Origin of the sequence: Kineococcus halophytocola (assembly GCF_041276425.1) — a bacterium.
GTDB classification, from domain to species: domain Bacteria; phylum Actinomycetota; class Actinomycetes; order Actinomycetales; family Kineococcaceae; genus Kineococcus; species Kineococcus halophytocola.
Map to the genome: position 1 here is coordinate 257,391 of NZ_JBGFTU010000001.1, position 18,027 is coordinate 275,417.

At 75.1% G+C, this 18,027-nt stretch carries 15 protein-coding genes; 7 read left to right on the forward strand and 8 right to left on the reverse strand.

All coding sequences use genetic code 11. The features are described from left to right. Positions 1 to 4: 4 nt before the first annotated feature. The 6 genes from AB2L27_RS01370 to AB2L27_RS01395 all read right to left on the reverse strand — a co-directional run bounded on the left by AB2L27_RS01370 (position 5) and on the right by AB2L27_RS01395 (position 6,437). A complete protein-coding gene (locus AB2L27_RS01370) occupies positions 5 to 2,254 on the reverse strand; it encodes a putative bifunctional diguanylate cyclase/phosphodiesterase (RefSeq protein ID WP_370439657.1) in 2,250 nt (749 codons plus the stop codon). A 54-nt stretch (positions 2,255 to 2,308) separates the two neighbouring features. Further along, positions 2,309 to 3,196, reverse strand: coding sequence for a metal ABC transporter permease (locus tag AB2L27_RS01375; RefSeq protein WP_370439658.1), 888 nt, complete (start codon positions 3,194 to 3,196; stop codon positions 2,309 to 2,311). Continuing rightward, complete coding sequence (locus tag AB2L27_RS01380) at positions 3,196 to 4,011, reverse strand: metal ABC transporter ATP-binding protein (protein ID WP_370439659.1); 816 nt, start codon at positions 4,009 to 4,011, stop codon at positions 3,196 to 3,198. Before AB2L27_RS01380 ends, AB2L27_RS01375 begins: the two co-directional genes overlap by 1 nt. After that, complete coding sequence (locus AB2L27_RS01385) at positions 4,008 to 4,940, reverse strand: metal ABC transporter solute-binding protein, Zn/Mn family (RefSeq protein WP_370439660.1); 933 nt, start codon at positions 4,938 to 4,940, stop codon at positions 4,008 to 4,010. The genes AB2L27_RS01380 and AB2L27_RS01385 overlap by 4 nt, the downstream gene beginning before the upstream one ends. A 77-nt stretch (positions 4,941 to 5,017) precedes the next feature. Further along, positions 5,018 to 5,836 carry an anti-sigma factor domain-containing protein gene (locus AB2L27_RS01390; protein ID WP_370439661.1) on the reverse strand — a complete coding sequence of 273 codons (819 nt, stop codon included), beginning with the start codon at positions 5,834 to 5,836 and terminating at the stop codon, positions 5,018 to 5,020. Continuing rightward, the gene (locus AB2L27_RS01395) at positions 5,823 to 6,437 is read right to left on the reverse strand and encodes an RNA polymerase sigma factor (RefSeq protein WP_370439662.1); all 615 of its coding nucleotides are present in this window, start codon (positions 6,435 to 6,437) and stop codon (positions 5,823 to 5,825) included. The genes AB2L27_RS01390 and AB2L27_RS01395 overlap by 14 nt, the downstream gene beginning before the upstream one ends. 204 nt (positions 6,438 to 6,641) lie before the next feature. Here AB2L27_RS01395 and AB2L27_RS01400 point away from each other — a divergent pair, with 204 nt between their 5' ends. From AB2L27_RS01400 to AB2L27_RS01410, 3 genes are all read left to right on the forward strand, one after another. Next, entirely contained in the window at positions 6,642 to 7,976 is a 1,335-nt protein-coding gene (locus tag AB2L27_RS01400) for an ABC transporter substrate-binding protein (protein WP_370439663.1), read from the forward strand. After that, entirely contained in the window at positions 7,973 to 8,944 is a 972-nt protein-coding gene (locus tag AB2L27_RS01405; RefSeq protein ID WP_370439664.1) for a carbohydrate ABC transporter permease, read from the forward strand. The genes AB2L27_RS01400 and AB2L27_RS01405 overlap by 4 nt, the downstream gene beginning before the upstream one ends. 68 nt (positions 8,945 to 9,012) lie before the next feature. Next, on the forward strand, positions 9,013 to 9,864 hold the full coding sequence (locus AB2L27_RS01410; protein WP_370439738.1) for a carbohydrate ABC transporter permease: 852 nt from the start codon (positions 9,013 to 9,015) through the stop codon (positions 9,862 to 9,864). Between the two features lie 77 nt (positions 9,865 to 9,941). On the opposite strand, the gene AB2L27_RS01415 is transcribed toward AB2L27_RS01410, so the two are convergent. Continuing rightward, a complete protein-coding gene (locus AB2L27_RS01415; protein ID WP_370439665.1) occupies positions 9,942 to 12,179 on the reverse strand; it encodes a hypothetical protein in 2,238 nt (745 codons plus the stop codon). 60 nt (positions 12,180 to 12,239) lie between these two features. Between AB2L27_RS01415 and AB2L27_RS01420 the strand changes: the two genes are divergently transcribed. The 4 genes from AB2L27_RS01420 to AB2L27_RS01435 all read left to right on the forward strand — a co-directional run bounded on the left by AB2L27_RS01420 (position 12,240) and on the right by AB2L27_RS01435 (position 16,918). Next, positions 12,240 to 13,523 (forward strand): glycosyltransferase 87 family protein, encoded by a 1,284-nt coding sequence (locus AB2L27_RS01420; RefSeq protein ID WP_370439666.1) that lies wholly within the window; start codon positions 12,240 to 12,242, stop codon positions 13,521 to 13,523. Between the two features lie 92 nt (positions 13,524 to 13,615). Next, complete coding sequence (locus AB2L27_RS01425; RefSeq protein ID WP_370439667.1) at positions 13,616 to 13,921, forward strand: WhiB family transcriptional regulator; 306 nt, start codon at positions 13,616 to 13,618, stop codon at positions 13,919 to 13,921. 54 nt (positions 13,922 to 13,975) lie between these two features. Continuing rightward, positions 13,976 to 14,920, forward strand: coding sequence for a prephenate dehydratase (gene pheA, locus AB2L27_RS01430; RefSeq protein ID WP_370439668.1), 945 nt, complete (start codon positions 13,976 to 13,978; stop codon positions 14,918 to 14,920). Positions 14,921 to 15,037: 117 nt separating this feature from the next. Further along, positions 15,038 to 16,918 (forward strand): EAL domain-containing protein, encoded by a 1,881-nt coding sequence (locus AB2L27_RS01435; protein WP_370439669.1) that lies wholly within the window; start codon positions 15,038 to 15,040, stop codon positions 16,916 to 16,918. Here AB2L27_RS01435 and AB2L27_RS01440 read toward each other — a convergent pair. After that, a complete protein-coding gene (locus AB2L27_RS01440) occupies positions 16,863 to 17,981 on the reverse strand; it encodes a diacylglycerol/lipid kinase family protein (protein ID WP_370439670.1) in 1,119 nt (372 codons plus the stop codon). The genes AB2L27_RS01435 and AB2L27_RS01440 overlap by 56 nt on opposite strands. Positions 17,982 to 18,027: the final 46 nt, after the last annotated feature.

Below are 18,027 nucleotides of genomic sequence, written 5' to 3' on the forward strand. Positions count from 1 at the left end.
GAGGCTACCCAGTGGGCAGGTGCTGCGAGGTCGCGGTCGCCGGCCGGGGTAGGAAGGCGTCGGCGAACTCGCGCGCCGGCAGGGGGCGGCTGAACAGGTAGCCCTGGCCGTAGCGGACCCCGAGCCGCAGCAGCTGCTCGCGCTGGGCGGCCGTCTCGACGCCCTCGGCCAGCACGTCGAGGTCGAGGGCGTCGGCCATCGCCTGCACCCCCGCCACCAGGGGTGCGTCGTGGTCGGAGCTCGCCGCGACCACCGAGCGGTCCAGCTTGAGCAGGCGCACGGGGAAGCGGCTGAGGTAGTCCAGCGACGTCCAGCCCGTCCCGTAGTCGTCGAGGTGGACGTGCACGCCGGCGTCGTCGAGCAGGCCCAGGGTCCGCGTCGCGGGGCCGTCCTCGTGCAGCCGTTCGTGCTCGGTGATCTCCAGGTGCAGCAGCGACGGGGCGACGCGCGCGCGGGCCAGGGCCGCGAGCACCCGGTCGGCCAGGTCCGGTTCGCGCAGGCTGTCCGGGGTCAGGTTGACGCTGACGGGCAGCAGGGCCCGGCCCTCCTCGCGCCAGCGGACCACCTGGTCCAGGACCTCCTCGAGCACCGCGGCGTCGAGCGCGACGTCGAGGTCGTTGTCGGTGACGAGGTCGAGGAAGCGGTCCGGGGCCAGCAGGCCCTGGCGCGGGTGGCGCCAGCGGACGAGGGCCTCGGCCCCCACGCACCCGCCCGAGGCGAGGTCCACGAGCGGCTGGTAGTGGATCTCCAGCGCGCCGACCTCGTGGGCCCGGCCCGCCAGGAGCTGGCGGATCTCCCCGCCGAGGGTGTAGCGGTGCGCCACCGCCGAGCGCATCTCGGGCCGGAACACGACCGCCCGGCCGCCCCCGGAACCCTTCGCGGTGTACATCGCCACGTCGGCGTGCGTGAGCAGGTCGGCGAGGCGGGCCGGCCCGGGGGTGCCGGTACCGCCCTGGGTGCCGTCCTCGTGCGCGATGCCGATGCTGGCCCCCACCCGCAGGACGAGGTGGTCCAGGACGACGGGCGCGGCGAGCGCGTGCAGCAGCGCGTCGGCCACGGGCCGGGCCCCGCTCGCGGGGGTGAGGACGACGAACTCGTCCCCGCCCAGCCGCGCGAGCAGACCGCGGCGGCCGGTGGCGGCCAGGAACCGGTCGCGGACCTGCAGCAGCAGGGCGTCGCCCGCGTCGTGGCCGTGGGTGTCGTTGACCTGCTTGAACTGGTCGAGGTCGACGAGCAGGAGGCTGTGGGCGGTGCGCTCGTCGCGCTCCTCGAAGGCCCGGGCCAGCCCGCGCCGGTTGGCGAGGTCGGTCAGCGGGTCGTGCTCGGCGAGGTGCTCGCTGGTGCGCAGGGCCTGCGCGGCGCGCAGCAGGCACAACCCGGCGATGAGGGCGCCGGTCGCGGGGAAGGCCCAGCCGGGCAGCCCGGGAACCCCGGCGGTCTGCGCCACCCACCAGGTGCCGCCCGGCACCAGGACGAGGGGCAGCATCCCCAGCAGCGCCCCGGAGGGCCGGCGCCGGCGCGCGAAGGTGCGCTCGGAGAAGGCGAGCACCATCGAGGGGTGCAGCGCCGCGGCGGCCGGCAGCGCGAGGCAGAGCACGCCCAGGGCCTGCTCCGGTTCCCCCGGCAGGGCCAGGCGCCGGCCCTGCAGCGCCGAGCCCAGGTCGTACGCGACGGTCAGGCACGCCGCCAGCAGGAGCAGCCACGACGAGGGGGGCAGGCCCCGGCGCGTCAGGGCGAAGCGCAGCAGGACCCCCAGGAGGGCGACGTCCACCGTCGCCACGACCACACCCGTCACGTCGCCGCCACCGGCGGCCAGGACCGCGAGCAGTTGCGCCGCGGCCAGGGCCAGGACGGCGCCGATGACGACGAGGTCGAGGCGGGTGGCGCTGGCGGTCTCCCGGCACCGTCCGTCCGCCCGGCCGCTGCGGGCCACGTGGACGGTGACCGTCACCGCGGCCGCCTGCCCGGCCCACACGAGCAGCGTCGACGTCGTGTCGAGGTGGCCCCGGTGCCCGACCAGGACGACGCCGGCGGCCCACACCGCCATCATGAGGACGAGCAGCGGCCACGCGGCCCCCCGGGGCCGGTGCACGAGCGTCCCGGCCAGGGTGAGCAGGGCGGACGCGCACACGGCCACGACGGCGGTCGTCGGGCGCAGGGCGGGCACCAGCAGGCACGCCGCGGCCCCGGCGAGCGCCAGGACCACGAACGCCCAGGCCGACCGGGCGGACCAGGGGGCGTTCGTGGACGGCACGTCGTGGTGTCGGCAGCCGCTCCAGCCACCTTGAGGAACTGCCTCCCGGAAGGGTCAGACCGTCTCGGCGACGACCGGCCGGGCCGCCTGCGGCCGGGCCGGGGGGCGGCGCACCCGCGCCACGACCCGGCACACCAGGTAGATCGTGAACGAGACGGTCGTGACGTAGGGGCTGATGGGCACCGAGGACCCCAGCGACAGCAGCATCCCGCCCACCGTCGCCGTCAGCGCGAACCCCACCGACAGCAGCGGCACGACGAACGGCGAGGAACTGACGCGCGTGGCGGCGGCGGCCGGGGTCACCAGCAGGGCCAGCACGAGCAGGGCCCCGACGATCTGCACGCTCATCGCCACCGACAGGCCCAGCACGAGCATGAAGACCGGCGACAGCGCCCGCACGGGCACCCCGCGGGCGGCGGCCACGTCGGGGTCGAGGGAGGCGAACAGCAGGGGCCGCCACATCACCACCAGCGCGAGCAGGACCACGACCGACAGCACCGCCAGGGAGACGAGCTGCGGGTTGTCCACGGCGACGATCTGTCCCGTCAGCAACCCGAACTTGTTGGCCGAACGGCCCTGGTAGAGCGCCAGGAACAGCACCCCGAGCCCCAGCCCGAACGGCATGAGGACGCCGATGGCGGAGTTGTGCTCGCGGGCCCGGTTCCCGAGCACCCCGAACAGGACGGCGGCCAGCACCGACCCCACGAGGGAGCCCAGGACGACGTTCACGCCGATGAGCAGGGCGAACGCGGCCCCGGCGAAGCTGAGCTCGGCGATCCCGTGGACGGCGAACGGCAGGTCGCGCGCGACGATGAAGACCCCGACGAGCCCCCCGATGAGGCCGAGCAGCGCGCCCGCCCACAGGGAGTTGTGGACCAGCTCGAGCAGGGCGCCGTAGTCGGAGAAGTCGAAGACCCGGTCCCACGCGATCGCGCTGGGCATCAGGAGACCTCCTCGTGAGTGGGGTCGTGAGGGTGTTCGCTGGGGGCCGCGCCGCCGGCGACGAGCAGCCGCCCGCCCGAGCGCAGCACCTCCACGGGGGACCCGTAGAGTTCCGAGAGCGTCTCGGAGTTCATCACGGCGTCGGGAGTGCCGACGCGGAACCGCCCACCGGCCAGGTAGAGCACCCGGTCGGCGTACGGCAGGACGGGGTTGACGTCGTGCGTGACGAACAGCACCGCGGCCCCGGTGCGCAGGCGCGACTCGTGGAACAGCGCGCTCACCGCCGCGGCGTGGTTGAGGTCCAGGGACAGCAGGGGTTCGTCGGCCAGCAGCAGGTCGGGGTCGCCGACGATGCTCTGCGCGACCCGCAACCGCTGCTGTTCCCCGCCGGAGAGCAGGCCCACGGGGGCGTCGGCATAGCCCGTGGCCCCCACGGCGGCCAGCACGCGGTCGACCGTCCCGCGAGTCCGCCGGGACGGAAGCAGCGGCCCCCACCGGTGCCCGTCGAGCCCGAGGCGGACGAAGTCGCGGGCGCGCAGCGGTGTGGCCGGGTCCAGACCCTTCTGCTGCGGGACGTACCCGATGCGCCGGTCACCGCGCCGCGCGGGCCGACCGGCGACCTCGACGCTCCCGCGTTCGAGGGGTTGCTGACCGAGGACGACCTTGAGGAGGCTGGACTTGCCGGCCCCGTTGGCCCCCAGGACGGCGATGAACTCCCCGGGGGCGACGTCGAGGTCGAGCCCGGACCAGAGCCGGCGCTCGCCGTAGGCCAGTGACGCCCCGCTCAGGCGCAGAGCGGAGGGTGCCGACCTCACGACCGGTTCAGGGCCGCGGTGATCGCGTCGACGTTCCCCGTCATCCACGTCGTGTAGTCCTCGCCCTTGGGCAGCGTCTCGGTCACCGGCACCACCGCGATGTCGTTCTCCTTCGCGGCGGCCAGGACCTGCTCGGTCTGCGGGCCGGTGGTCTGCTCGTTGTAGACCAGGGCCTGGACCTGGCGGCCGGTGAACAGCCCCAGGGTCTGCTGCAGCACGTCGACCGGGACGTCGGTCTCCTCCTCGATGGCCTCGGAGAACTCCTCCGGCGTCTTGTTCTCGGCGCCGAGGGCCTCGAGCAGGTAGAGCGGCACGGGTTCGGTGATGGCAACGGCCTTGCCCTGCGTGGAGGCCTTGTCCTCCTCGATCTTCTGCTCCAGGGTGTCCAGGCCGCTGTCGAAGCTCTTGAGGTTGGCCTCGAACGTCGAGGCGTCGTCGGGGGAGGCCTTCGCGAGGGTGGTCTCGATCTCCTGGGCGACCTTGCGGACGGTCTCGACGTCGTACCAGACGTGCTCGTTGAGTTCCTCGCCCGCGGCGGCCTCCTTGCCGGAGATGTCCACGGCGTTCAGGACGGTCGCCTTGGACGAGGCGGCCGAGAGCATGGTGTCGACGAAGTCGTCGTACCCGCCGCCGTTCTCGACGACGACGGTCGCCCGGGACAGTTCGAGCTGGGTGCGGGTGTTCGCCTCGTAGCTGTGCGGGTCGGCGCTGGGGTCGTCGATGATCGAGGTGACCGTGGCCTCGTCCCCGGCGATGGAGGAGGCGACCGAGCCCCACACGTTCGTCGAGGCCACGATGCTCAGGCCGGTGTCCGCGGACGAGGACGCGGTGGAGGAGGACGAGGCGCTGCCGTCGTCGCCGCAGGCGCCGAGGACGGCGGTGGCGGTCAAGACGGAGGCGAGGGCGAGGGCGGGGCGGCGCGACAACATGCGACGACTTCCTGACGATGGGAACGATTCGCAGGAACTGTACGCCTGCCGCGGTGCCGCGCGCGCCGGGGTGCGGGTCAGACCCGCCCCGACAGCGTGCCGCGCAGGACGCTGTCGGAGGAGTGCCCGGGATCGCCGTCCAGCGGTTCGCGCGAGACGTCCACCACGGCGAACCGGGTCAGGTCGAGGCCGGTGGGCACGGTCACGGTCGTGTCGTCACCGGCCACCGTCCCCAGGGACACCATCCCGCCGTCGGCGTCGAGCAGCCACGCCTCGAGGTAGCCGTCCTCGGGGGCGACGACGCCGTGCACCCGCAGGTGCAACCGGACGGTGCCGTCCTCCTCGGCGACCTCGGCGCTGCCGCCGGGACCGTCGGCCCCCTCCGTCGTCCCGCCCGGGGGGCGCAGGGTGGCGCTGGAGACGGCCACCGTCCGGGCCGCGGCGGCGGGCTCGCCCGCGCTGGACAGGCGCGTCCCGAGGACCCCGGCGCCCCCGCCGACCAGCAGGCCCACCACGGCGGCCGCGGCCACGGCGGGCCAGGCCCGGTCGGCGGGGCGGCGCACACGGGGGTGCCCGGCCGGGACCGGTCCCGAGGTCGGTCCCGAGGCCGGTCCCGAGGCGGGGACCGCCTCCGGGGCGGGGGCGGTGAGGGTGGCCGCGCCGACCCCGGTCTCGCGGGCGATGCGGTCCCACGTCCCCGCCGGCGGGGCGAGCGCCTCGACGTCCTCGGCCACCCGGGCCGCGCCCAGCCGGGCCCAGCCGGTGACCTCGGCGCGGCAGCGCGCGCAGTCGGCCAGGTGCTGGTGGGCGGCCGCGCCCAGGGGTTCGCCCAGACCGGCCAGCACCGCCTCGTCCTCGTCCAGGTGCCGGACCCCGTTCGGCTCAGAGGGCGGCACGGTCGGCCTCCAGGCGTGTGCGCAGCCGGTGCAGCGACCGGCGCAGGTGGCTCTTGACCGTGCCCAGGGGCAGACCCGTCCGGGCGGCGACCTGGGCGTGGGTGAGGTCGTCGAAGAAGGCCAGCCGCACGAGGGTGCGCTGGGGTTCGCCCAGCTCGTCGATCTCGGCCAGCAGGACCACCCGGTCGGCGGCGGCGTCCTGGGGCAGCGGTTCGTGCAGCACCGCCGCGTCCCCGCCGTGCAGCCGGGCCGGTTCGGTGACGACCTCGGCGCGGTACCGCTGGGCCAGGGCGTCGGCGACGCGGTGGCGGGTGATGCCCACGAGCCAGGCCGCGAAGGAGGAGCGCTCGGGGTCGAACCGCTCGCGCGAGCGCCAGGCGGCGACGAACACGGCCTGGACGACGTCCTGGGCGTCCTGCTCCCCGAGCCGGCGCCGGGCCAGGCCGTTGACGAGGGGGGCGAAGCGCTCGTAGGCCTCGCGCAGGCCGCGCTCGTCCCCGGCCCGGACGGCGCGTCCGACGGCGGCGTCGTCCCACGTGGCCGGTGCGGTCCAGTCGCCGGACCGCTCCGTCCCGGCCGGGGACTCGGGCCGCGGGCTCACGGGACCACGGTAGGGCGGTCCCCCCGGCACGCCACCCGGGCGAGCCCGCCGGGGCGGGTGCGAGGCTGTTTGAGCGAAAGTCCACCGGGCTGATCGATCGATCCTGGGTGATCGATCGCCCTTGACCGGTCGTGCTCCGGCTGCGACGTTCTAGCCCGGTTCCAGCCGACCGACCGTTCGACAACTCGTCGTTGAGGAGTCTTCATGCCACCGCCCCCGACCCGGGCGCCACTGACCCGTCGGCACGTCCTCGCCGGTGCCGGAGCGGCCGCGGCCGTCGGCGCCACCGGCGCGTGCGGCGCGGCCACCACCGGTGGCGCCGACGGGCCGCTGACGTTCTGGTCCTCGCTGCGCGGGACGGAGAACGTCGTCGCGGCCTGGAACGAGGCCCGCCCCGACGCCCCCGTGCAGTTCAGCACCGTCCCCTCCGGCGGCGCCGGCGGGAACGCCAAGCTGTCCAACGCGGCCCGGGCCGGCAACGCCCCGGACGTGACGTCGATGGAGTACGCCGACCTGCCGGGTTTCACCCTGGACGGGGTCACCACCGACCTCACCGACCTCATCAGCCCCTCGTTCCGGGACGCGATCCTCCCGCAGGCGTGGGACACCGCGACGTTCAGCGGACGCACCTACGCGGTGCCGCTCGACGTGGAACCGATGGTGTTCCTGCACCGGCCGGACCTGCTGGCCCGGGCCGGGCTGGACGTGCCGACCACCTGGGAGGAGTTCGCCGAGGCCTCCGCCACGCTGAAGTCGCGCACCGGTGTCGACCTGGCGTCGTTCTTCCCCAACGGCTGGCCGTGGCTGGCCGGGTACGCCCAGCAGCTGGGCGCCCGCTGGTTCCAGACCGACCCCGACGCCGGGGACGGCGGGGAGTGGGTCGTGGACCTGCTCGACGAACCCACCCAGCGCGTGGCGACCCTGTGGCAGGGCCTGGTCGACGAGCGGAACGTGCAACTGGTCCCGCAGGGCAGCCAGGAGTGGCTCGCGTCGCTGGCCAACGACAGCACGGCCTCGTTCATCGTCGGGGCCTGGGGCGCGGCCAACCTCATCACCGCGGTGCCCGGCGGGGCCGGCAAGTGGCGCGCCGCGCCCCTGCCGCAGTGGGCCGGGCAGACCCCGTCGCTGGGCGTGCAGGGCGGGTCGGTGCACGTCATCACCGCCGACAGCCCCCGCAAGGAGCGGGCGATGGAGTTCCTGGAGTGGATGAGCACGTCCCCGGACAGCGCCGTCGCGCGCCTGTCCAGCGGGACCTCGGCCATGTTCCCCGCCGCCCCCTCGCTCATCGGGCCGGCGGCCGACCAGCTCGACACCTCCTACTACTCCGGCCAGGACTACTACGGCTTCGTCAGCGGCCAGTCCGAACTGCTGGACGTCGGCTGGTTGTGGGGGCCGCGGATGCAGGCGACCGGGGCCTCGCTGCAGGACGGGCTGGCCCGCCTGGAGTACGGCACGACGATCGAGGAGGCCCTGGCCGCGGCGGAGGAGGCGACGCTGCCCGACCTGCGCAGCCTCGGGCTGGGGGTGCGGCGCGGATGAGCACCACGGGCACCACGAGCACCACGAGCGGTGGACCCGCGGTGGTCCACGACTCCGTCCGCCCCTCGCGCCGCTCCCAGCGCATCGCCGTCGCGGCGCTGCTCGGGCCGTTCTCGCTGCTGCTGGTGGCGGTCTTCCTGGTCCCGGTCAGCTACGCGGCCTACCTGAGCTTCTTCTCCCGCACCCACACCGGACTGGGGTTCGGCAACGGGGAGACGACCTTCGCCGGGCTGCGCAACTACGCCGCCGTCCTGGCCGACCCGAGCTTCCTGCAGGGCGTGGGCATCACGCTGCTGTACGTCGCGTTCTTCATCCCCGTCGTGGTGGTCCTGGCCCTGGCGCTGGCGCTGCTGATGGACTCCGGGCTGGTGCACCTGCGCCAGGTCAGCCAGACGATCCTGTTCGTCCCCCACGCCGTGCCCGGGGTCATCGCCGCGGTCATCTGGCTGTACCTCTACACGCCGGGGCTGTCCCCGGTGACGGCCGCGCTGGAACGGCTCGACCTGCAGATCAACTTCCTCGGGCTCGAACTGCTCGTCCCCTCGCTGGTCAACATCGCCCTGTGGAGCGGTCTGGGGTACACCACCGTCATCTTCTTCGCCGCGCTGCGGGCCGTCCCCGGTGAACTCCTCGAGGCGGCCGCCATCGACGGCGCCGGACCGGTGCGCACCGCGTTGCGGGTCAAGCTGCCGCTCATCCGCTCCACCGTGGTCACCGTCGTGATGTTCACCGTCATCGGCGCGCTGCAGCTGTTCACCGAGCCCCTGCTGCTCGGCGAGGTGACCCCCCTCATCGGAAGCAGGTTCACGCCGAACATGTACATCTTCGACGCCGCGTTCACCCGCAACAACTACGGCCTGGCCTCGGCCGCCTCGATCCTGCTGCTGATCGTGTGCTGCGCGCTGTCCTACCTGGTCTCGCGCGGGGCCTCCCGCGGGTCCCGTCGTGCGGGGGAGGACCAGGCGTGAGCACCACGGCGAGCACCACGACGAGCACCCGGTCGGAACCCGACGTCGACCGGACCCCGCCCGGGAGGGTGCGACGGGTCCGGCGGGCCAGCCCGACGGGGCGGATCGTCGCCAACGCCGTGGTCGGGCTGGGCGCGCTCTACGCGCTCCTGCCCCTGCTGTGGCTGCTGCTGGCGGTGACGAAGGACGCCGAGGCCCTGTTCGCCTCGCGGCTGCTGGACTTCTCCTCCTTCGCCCTCCTCGACAACGTGCGTTCGCTGGTGTCCGAGGACGGCGGCGTGTACCTGACGTGGTACCGCAACAGCATCCTGTACGCCGTGGTCGGCGCCGCCGTCGGCGCGCTGCTGAGCACGGCCGCCGGGTACGTGTTCGACAAGTTCGAGTTCGCCGGCAAGAAGGCGCTGTTCACGCTGGTGCTGGTGTCGGTCATGGTGCCGGCCACGGTGCTCGGCCTGCCGCTGTACCTCATGGCCTCCGAGCTCGGGGTGGTCAACACGTTCTGGGCGGTGTTCATCCCGGTCCTGTTCAACCCGTTCGGGGTGTACCTGGCCCGGGTGTTCTCCGAGTCCTACGTGCCGAACGAGGTGCTGGAGGCGGCCCGTATGGACGGGGCGAGCGAGCTGCGCAGCTTCTTCCTCGTCGGGCTGCGGATGCTGGGCCCGGGGTTCGTGACGATCTTCCTGTTCCAGCTCACCTCGATCTGGAACAACTTCTTCCTGCCCCTGGTGATGCTGTCCGACACCTCGCTGTACCCGCTGAGCCTGGGCATCTACAGCTGGAACTCCTCGGCGCCGGTCTTCGCCGAGTACTACCCGCTGGTGGTCATCGGCTCGCTGCTGGCGCTGCTGCCGCTGGTCATCGCCTTCGTCCTCCTGCAGCGGTTCTGGCGCTCGGGCCTCACCGCCGGCAGCGTGAAGTAGGCGTGAAGTAGGCGTGGAGCCGGCGTGAGGTGAGCGCCCCCCGCCCGGGACGGTCCCGTCCCGGGCGGGGGGCGCCGTCAGGTCCGCGCGGTCTCCTCCTCCACCACGCGCGTGGTGCAGGCGATGAGCAGCGGGACGGCGAGCATCGCGCCGACGGCCGGGACGGCGGCCCCGGAGTCGTTGACGGCGAAGCCCAGGACGAGCAGGACGAGCAGGCACGCCAGCCCCGGCTTCAGGACGGGGTGGCGGGCGTAGGCGCGTTCGAGCACCGCCACCCCCAGCACCCGCGGCCGCGCGAGCACGACGGCGATGAACACCGCGGCCAGCGCGAGGACGAGGCTGAGGATCCAGTTGCTGAACAGGATGCGCAGGTTCTGCGCGCCCTTGCGCTCGATGACCTGCCACGCCCCGCCGTCGACGAGGGTCTGCACGAAGCGCCCCAGGTGGGTCTGGTCGTCGGTGGGGCGCAGCCAGTCGGCCACGGAGATGGCGGCCAGGACCAGGACGGTGGCACCGAGGATGAGCACGACCCGCTGCCAGGTGATGCGCACCCCGGCCACGACGAGGGTCAGCAGCCCGAACGCGGGCAGGATCGCCGGCGGGCCGCCGAAGTCCGAGCCCAGCACCCCGTCCACGTACGTCGCGACCAGCCCGACGGCGGCCACGAACACCACCGCCGGGCGCCGCCGGCCGCTGCGCACGAGCCAGTCCGCGACCGCGACGGTGAACAGCAGCGCGCCGGTGGCGAACAGGGCGAACTGCTGGTTGCCCAGGCCGTAGAACCGCCCCGCCACGACCGGCTGCAGCCCGTTGAGGCTGGAGGTGATGAGCCGCGAGCCGGTCGCGGCGTCGACCGCCAGGACGGCCGCGACGACGAAGCCGACGAACCCCAGCGGCCCCAGGGCGTGCCGGCGCCAGGGCCCCAGCAGGGCCAGCGCGGTGATGATCGCGACGTACAGGGCGACGGCGCCGGTGACGGCCAGCAGGTGGCTGCCCGTGGAGTCCCCCGCCCGCCACCACGGGATCGTGTTGGCCAGGAACGTCGCGGCGCACACGGCGCCGAACGCGACGGCCACCCCGCGCAGCCAGGCCAGGACCCGCCGCCGCCCGGCGGTACCGCCCCAGGCCGTGCGCAGCGCCAGGGTCGCCGCGGCGTACAGGACGATCTGCGCGATGCCCCACACCGTGAAGAAGGGGCCCACGAGCGGCTGGACGGCCTGCGCGGCCGCGTCGAGGTCGCGGACCTTCTCCACGCGGTCGGCCACGGACGTGTCGGCGTCGGTGCTCGTGACCGGTGCACCGACGAGCCCGGCGGTGCCGTGGTCGGAGCCGAGGGCCAGCGCCAGGAGGGTCGGGGTCAGGTCGGTGGTCTGGACGATGGCCGTCTGGCGGGTCGAGCGCGACCCCAGGAAGCCCTCGTAGTCCCCCGACCCCGGCTGCGGCCCGGTCGCCGCGGCGAACTGCAGGTGGGCGGTGCGGCCGGCGTCGGCCAGGGAGGCGGCCAGCAGCGTCGTCGCCCCCGTCCCGGTCGAGTCCGCCACCGCCCGCTGGACGGCCGCCAGGCGGGCGTCGACGGCGGCGACCTGCTGGGCGCGCGGGAGCGCCGGGGCCGGTTCCCGCCGGGGCAGGTCCCCGGGGTCGCGCACGACACCGGCGTCCACGACGACCACGCGGGTGCCGTTCTCCAGGGCGTCCTGGACGTAGCCGCCGATCTCGGCCGGCGTGGTCGCCGCGACGTGGTCGGGGACCCGGCCGGAGGTGTCGGCCAGCGCGAGCGCGGCCCCCGGGCCCACCGCCAGGGAGTCCACCGGGGCCAGGGCGGAGCCGAGGGTGCCGGGGACGGCCCCGAAGGTGCCGGCGTCGGCGATCCGGCGGAACTCCTCGAACCCGGGCACCGTGGCCGGGCCGGTGGGCCCGTCCCCCGTGCCGACCGGAGCCGGGACCGGCGCGCAGGGGGCGTTGACGTGCTCGGCGGAGGTGCCGTCGAAGTCGGTGGCGCGCCGGCCCGCGGACAGGCCCAGCCAGCCGTCGGCCGGGCACGCGGCGGTGAAGACGCTGCGCACGGCGACGGTCCCGACCGCCCCGGACGTCATCGAGGCCAGCGCGGGGGTGTCCCGCTCGGAGACGTCGGTCCAGCGCACGCCGGAGAACCCGACGACGACCAGCGGTGCCCGTCCGTCCGCGCCCGTCGCGGCGTGGGCCGGGACGGCCGTCCCCAGGAGCACCGCCAGCGTCGCCGCGACCGCCAGGGCGGCGGCCAGGAGGGTCGGGCGCGGGGCGCGGTGGACGGGTGGGGCGGGGATCGGGTGGAGCACCCCACCAGGCTAGGGGTGCCGATGGTCGGGACCTGTGTGTCGCTGGGGGAGGATCGGGGGGTGCTGACGCAGGGGACCGCTGAGCCGGCCGGACCGACGGGAGCGCGTCCCCGGGGGCGCTCGGGCCTGTGGCGGGCGCTCGGGGTGCTCGTCGTGCTCGCGGCCGTCGCGCCGATCGTCCACCGGTACCTCGTGGCCTACCCCGACGACCAGTGGCAGGTCGACCTGGAGGTCTACCGGGAGGCCGGGCGCTCGCTGCTCATCGGCCGGCCCGTCTACCTCTTCCAGACCGAGGTGCCCCAGCTCCTGCCCTTCACCTACCCCACGTTCTCGGCGGTGCTGTCGATCCCGCTGGCGCTCCTGCCGTGGACGGTGGCCGGCTGGGTGTGGACGGGGTTCCAGCTCCTGCTGCTGCACGCGATCGTCGGCCTGGCCTTCGGCCCGCTGCTGGCGCGCGCGGGCCGGTGGTCGGGCCTGGCCCACGGGCTCGTCGTCGCGGCGTGCGTGTGGATCTCCCCGGTGGGGGAGAACATCCGCTTCGGGCAGGTCAACGCGGTCCTCGTCACGCTGTGCCTGCTGGACCTCGTCAAGGGTGCCGACGGGGTGCGCCTCGGCCGGTTCACCCTGCGCTGGCCGCGCGGGGCCCTCGTCGGGATCGCGGTGGCGATCAAGCTGACGCCGGGGGTCTTCCTCGTCCACTTCGCGGTGACGAAGCAGTGGCGCGAGCTGCGCAACGCCGTCCTGGCCGCGGTCGGGGTGACGGTCGCGACCTTCGCCGTGGCCCCGGAGGGCTCGCTGGAGTTCTGGACGTCGGCGCTGCTGAACTCCGACCGCCTCGGCCCCAACGCGGGCTCGTCCAACCAGTCGCTGCGCGGGTTCGTCCTGCGCCTGTACCTCTCGGACGGGGCGACGACGGCGCTGTGGGGCGTGCTGGCCCTGGCCGCGGCGGTGGCCGGTTTCGCGCTGGCCCGCGCGCTGCACCGGCGCGGGGACGTCGTGGGGGAGGTCGCGGCCTGCGGGCTGGTGGCCCTGCTCGTCTCCCCGGTCTCCTGGCTGCACCACTACCTGTGGGGGGTCGTCGTGCTCGGCGCGCTCGTGGGGGACGCGCGGGTGCGGGCGCGGGTCGTGGCCGCGGTCGCGGGTCTGCTGCTGCTGTGGGTCGCCTGGCCGTGGTGGGGTGCGAACCTGCTCGCCGAGCGCAGCGTGCCGACGGTGCTGGCGCGGGTCGTGCAGAACGGGGACCTGTGGTGGGCGTGCGCCGCGGTCGTCGTCCTGTGGCGGCTGGTCGTCCGACACACCCCTGTTCAATCACGGGTAGTGACTAACCAGTCGCATAGCGTTTAGATTTTTCCCCGACAGGGCACTACCGGTCCACAGGACCACTACGTGACCGCCACGGGCCACCGCGCCACGTGACACCTGAGGGGGGCAATGCCGTGAGTGAGACCAGCAAGGGACTCCGCCCCACGGTCGAGGCCTGGGAGTGGCAGCTCTCGGGCGCCTGCCGGGACGCCGACTCCGAGCTCTTCTTCCACCCCGAGCTCGAACGGGGAGCGGCCCGCCAGCACCGCGACGCCGCGGCCCTGGCCATCTGCGCCGAGTGCCCCGTCCTGCGCCAGTGCCGCGAGCACGTGCTGACGCACCGCGAGAACTACGGGGTGTGGGGCGGGCTGACCGAGGACCAGCGCGACGCCATCTGGAGCGGGCGCACCGACAAGCGCAGGCTGCGCCGGGCCGGCTGAACCCGCGCCCGGGTCGTCCCCGCCGGGGGAGGGGGACGACTACTGTGCGGGACCGTGCTGCGCTACGCGTTCTTCGGACCCGTCGGGACCTTCACCGAGGCCGCCCTGCGGACCGTCGTCGGCGACGCGCCCGCCGAGCCGTTGCCCAGCGTCGACGCCACCATCGAGGCCGTCCGCCGCGGGCACGCCGACGTCGGGTGCGTGCCCATCGAGAACTCCGTCGAAGGGGGCGTGCCCGCCACCCTCGACGGCCTCGCGGTCGGTGACCCGCTCGTCGTCGTCGCCGAGGTCGTCATCCCCGTGACGTTCGTCCTGGCCGCCCGCCCCGGGGTCGGCCTGGGCGACATCACCCGCGTCAGCACCCACTCCCACGCCCACGCCCAGGTCCGGCGCTGGCTGAACGAGCGGCTGCCCGGCGTCGGGTACGTCCCGGCCACCTCCACGGCCGCCTCCGCCCAGGCCCTGGCCGACGAGGCCGCCGGGGGGGAACCGGCCGGTTTCGAGGGTGCCGTCTGCGCCCCCTTCGCCGCCGCCCGGCACGGCCTGGACGTCCTCGCCGAGGGCATCGAGGACCGCGAGGGGGCCCGCACGCGCTTCGTCCTGCTCTCCCGACCGGGCGCCGGCACCACCCCCGCCCCCACCGGCGACGACAAGACCTCCCTCGTCGTGTTCCTGCGCGAGGAACGGCCCGGCGCCCTCGTCGAGGCCCTGGAGCAGTTCGTGACGCGCGGGATCAACCTGACCCGCATCGAGTCCCGCCCCGCCGGCGACGCCCTCGGGCGGTACTGCTTCTCCATCGACTGCGACGGCCACGTCGCCGACGCCCGCGTCGGGGAGGCCCTCATGGGCCTGCACCGCGTCTGCGAGCGCGTCCGCTTCGTGGGCAGCTACCCGCGCGCCGACGGCGGGCGCGCCGCCAGCGGCTCCGGCCCGAGCGAGGGCGACTTCGCGCGGGCGCGCAGCTGGCTCGACCGGCTCCGCGCCGGCGCCGCCTCCTGACGCCGCCTCCTGACGCCGCCTCCTGACGCCGCCTCCCGGCGATCCCCGACCCGGCCGTCCCGCCACCACCCGCACGGCGCATCTAGAAGCGGGCGGTGCTGTGCCGATGCACAGGACGTGACCAGCCTGATCTCCCCCGCGGCACCGCCCGCGGCCGACCCCGCCGCGCTCGCGCTGCAGGCCGAGCTGCCCGCGGCGATCGCCGACGGTCAGCTGCGGGTGCACTACCAGCGCATCGTCGCGGCCGGCACCCACCGCGTCGTCGGCGTGGAGGCCCTGGTGCGCTGGCAGCACCCCGAGCACGGGCTCCTGGGGCCGGGGGCGTTCGTCCCGCTGGCCGAGGGCACCCCGACGATGGTCGCCCTCACCACCTGGGTCCTGGAACGGGCCGCCGCCCAGTGCGCCGCCTGGCGGGCGGCGGGTCACGACGTCGGCGTCTCGGTCAACCTGTCCGCCGCCCTCGTCCACGACCCCGGCCTGCTCGGCACGGTCCGCGCGGTCCTGGCCGAGCACCGCCTGGACCCCGGGGTCCTCACCCTGGAGGTCACCGAGACGGCCCTGCTGGCCGACCCGTGCGGGGCCGCCGCGGTCCTGGCGGGCCTGCGCGCCGCCGGCGCCCGCGTCTCCCTGGACGACTTCGGCACCGGCTACACGTCGCTGACGATGCTGCGCCAGCTCGAGGTCGACGAGCTCAAGATCGACCGGACCTTCGTCGCGGCCGCCGCGCAGGCCCCCGTGGACGCCGCCATCGTGCGCGCCCTCGTCGACCTGGCCCACCGGCTGTCGATGGAGGTCGTGGCCGAGGGCGTCGAGGACGCCCGCACCGCCGAGCTCGTCCGCGGTCTGGGGGCCGACGTCCTGCAGGGCTTCCACTTCGCGCGGCCGGTCCCGGCCCCGGAGGTGTTCACGGCCGCCGACGCCGCCCCGGTCGACTTCCCCCGGCCGCACCCCGGCGCGCGGCTCGCCGGTCCGACCCCCGCCCCGCGACCGGCCGACGAGGCCGAGCGCGTCCAGCTCGCCCGCCGGGTGCTGGCGGCGGCGACCGGCTCGCAGGGGCTCCTGCGGCGGACGACCGCCCTGGCCGCGGGCCTGGCCGGGGCCGAGTTCGCCAGCTTCAACGTCGTCGGTGAGGACCACGTGCACCTCCTCGGCGCCCACGGCCACTCCTTCACCCGCGTCGCGCGCGACGGCTCCCCCTGCGCGTGGACGGTCCTGCAGCGCGACGTCCTGGAGGTCGACTGCGCCGAGGACCACCGCACCGCCCGCGGCGACGTCGCCACCGCCGGGGTCCGCCACTACCTCGGGGTCCCCGTGCTCGACGCCCTCGGCCGCGTCCTCGGCGTCCTGTGCGTCTACGACCGCCTCCCGCTCACGGTCGACGCCGCCCGGCGCGAGCAGCTGCGCCTGCTCGCCGGGGTCCTCGCCGACCACGTCGAGGGCGTCGAGGCGGCCGGTCAGCTCGACCGCGTCCACGCGATCCTGCAGGCCACCACCGAGGTGGACCGCGCCGACGGCGAGAGCGGTGTCGTCGACGTCCTGGCCCGCGCCGTGCACGACCTCACCCGGCCCGACTTCACCGTCCTCGTCGGCCGCGCGGCGGGGGAGGCGCGCTGGACGGTCCTGACCGGCTACGGCGACGCGCCCCGCGCCGTCGACGGTGCCGGCTACGACGAGCACGGCCGCAGCGCCGTGGCGCGGGCCCTGGCCACCCAGCGGCCCGTGTGGGTGCCCGACACCCGCACCAGCTCCGTCGTCGACACCGACCTGGCCCGGCGGTGGGGGGCCGCGGCCGTCCTGGCCGTCCCCGTCGTCGCCGCCGACGGCGCCCGGTACGTCCTGTCCCAGTGCTGGCGCCGGCCGCAACCGGACCTGCCCGCGGTCCTGCGCGACGCGGCCTTCGCGGCGGCCTCCTTCGCCGCGCACGCCGTCACCGCGCGCTCGCTCAGGGCAACGGCGGACAGCGCACCAGCAGCGCTCCCGGGTCCACGCTCAGCGTGATGCGCCGGGCGGGCCCGATCGGGTCCCCGTCCAGCTGGACCTCCTGCGGTTCGGCGCAGCGGACCTCGAACCGCCGCCCGCTCAGGTGCTGCACCCGCCGCTGACCGCGCCGGTCGCGGGTGGCGATGGCCCACGCCACCTCGCCCCAGCCGATCCCGCCGCGCGGGGACAGCACCACGGCGTCGAGCACGCCGTCGTCGATCCGCGCGTCGGGCATGAGCACGAGCTGACGGGTCAGCTTCCCGCAGTTGCCGACGATGACCGCCCGGGTGCGCGAGGGCGTCGGCGTCTCGTCGTCGACCGCGATCTGCACCTTCGCCTGCGGGCCCCACAGCGCCCGCGCCCCCGACACCACGTACGCCCCGTAGCCCAGCCGCTGCTTGAGGCGGTCCTCGACGCCGGCCATCATCGCCGCGTCGAACCCCAGCCCCGCCATGACGAGGAACAGGTGCCGCTCGGGGCCCCCGTCCCGCCCGTCGTCCCGCTCCCCGTCCGGCCCCCGGTCCACCTCCAGCCAGCCCACGTCGACGCGCCGGTCCTCCTCGGTGAACACCAGGTCCAGCGCCGCGGCGAGGTCGGTGTGCGGCACGTCCAGGTTGCGCGCCAGCAGGTTCCCCGTCCCCGCCGGCAGCAGCGCCATCGGCGTCGAGGTCCCGGTCAGCCCCTCGGCGACCGCGCGCACCGTCCCGTCGCCGCCGGCGGCCAGGACGAGGTCGACCCCCCGCGCCACGGCCTCCTGCGCCTGCTGCCGGCCGTGCTCGGCCGGGGTGGTCTCGAACCACAGCGGGTCCTCCCAGCCGTGGGAGCGGAACACCGCCGCCACGTAGGCCTGCCGTCGGCGCAGGGCGTGCTCGTCCAGGGAGGAGAACTTCGTCGGGTTCACCACGATCGCGGCGCGCCGCTGCCGGGTGGAGGGGAGGTGCGGGGCCGTGGGCGGGACCTGCACGGCCCGCAACCGGCGGGTCGTGCGGCGCTCGCGGGCGAGCAGGGTGAACACCACCACCAGGGCCAGCGCGAGGACGACGGCGACCACGCCGGTGTCGATCAGGTCCACCACCGTCATCCGGCCACGCTAGCGGGCCGGGAGGGAGGAGCCGCGGGCCGGCGAC

What these genes read in the sequence shown, in the direction of transcription:
- AB2L27_RS01375 (WP_370439658.1), bottom strand. Translation starts at nt 3,196, where the DNA reads ATGCCCAGCGCGATCGCGTGGGACCGGGTCTTCGACTTCTCCGACTAC.
- AB2L27_RS01385 (WP_370439660.1), bottom strand. Translation starts at nt 4,940, where the DNA reads ATGTTGTCGCGCCGCCCCGCCCTCGCCCTCGCCTCCGTCTTGACCGCC.
- AB2L27_RS01400 (WP_370439663.1), top strand. Translation starts at nt 6,642, where the DNA reads ATGCCACCGCCCCCGACCCGGGCGCCACTGACCCGTCGGCACGTCCTC.
- AB2L27_RS01405 (WP_370439664.1), top strand. Translation starts at nt 7,973, where the DNA reads ATGAGCACCACGGGCACCACGAGCACCACGAGCGGTGGACCCGCGGTG.
- AB2L27_RS01440 (WP_370439670.1), bottom strand. Translation starts at nt 17,981, where the DNA reads ATGACGGTGGTGGACCTGATCGACACCGGCGTGGTCGCCGTCGTCCTC.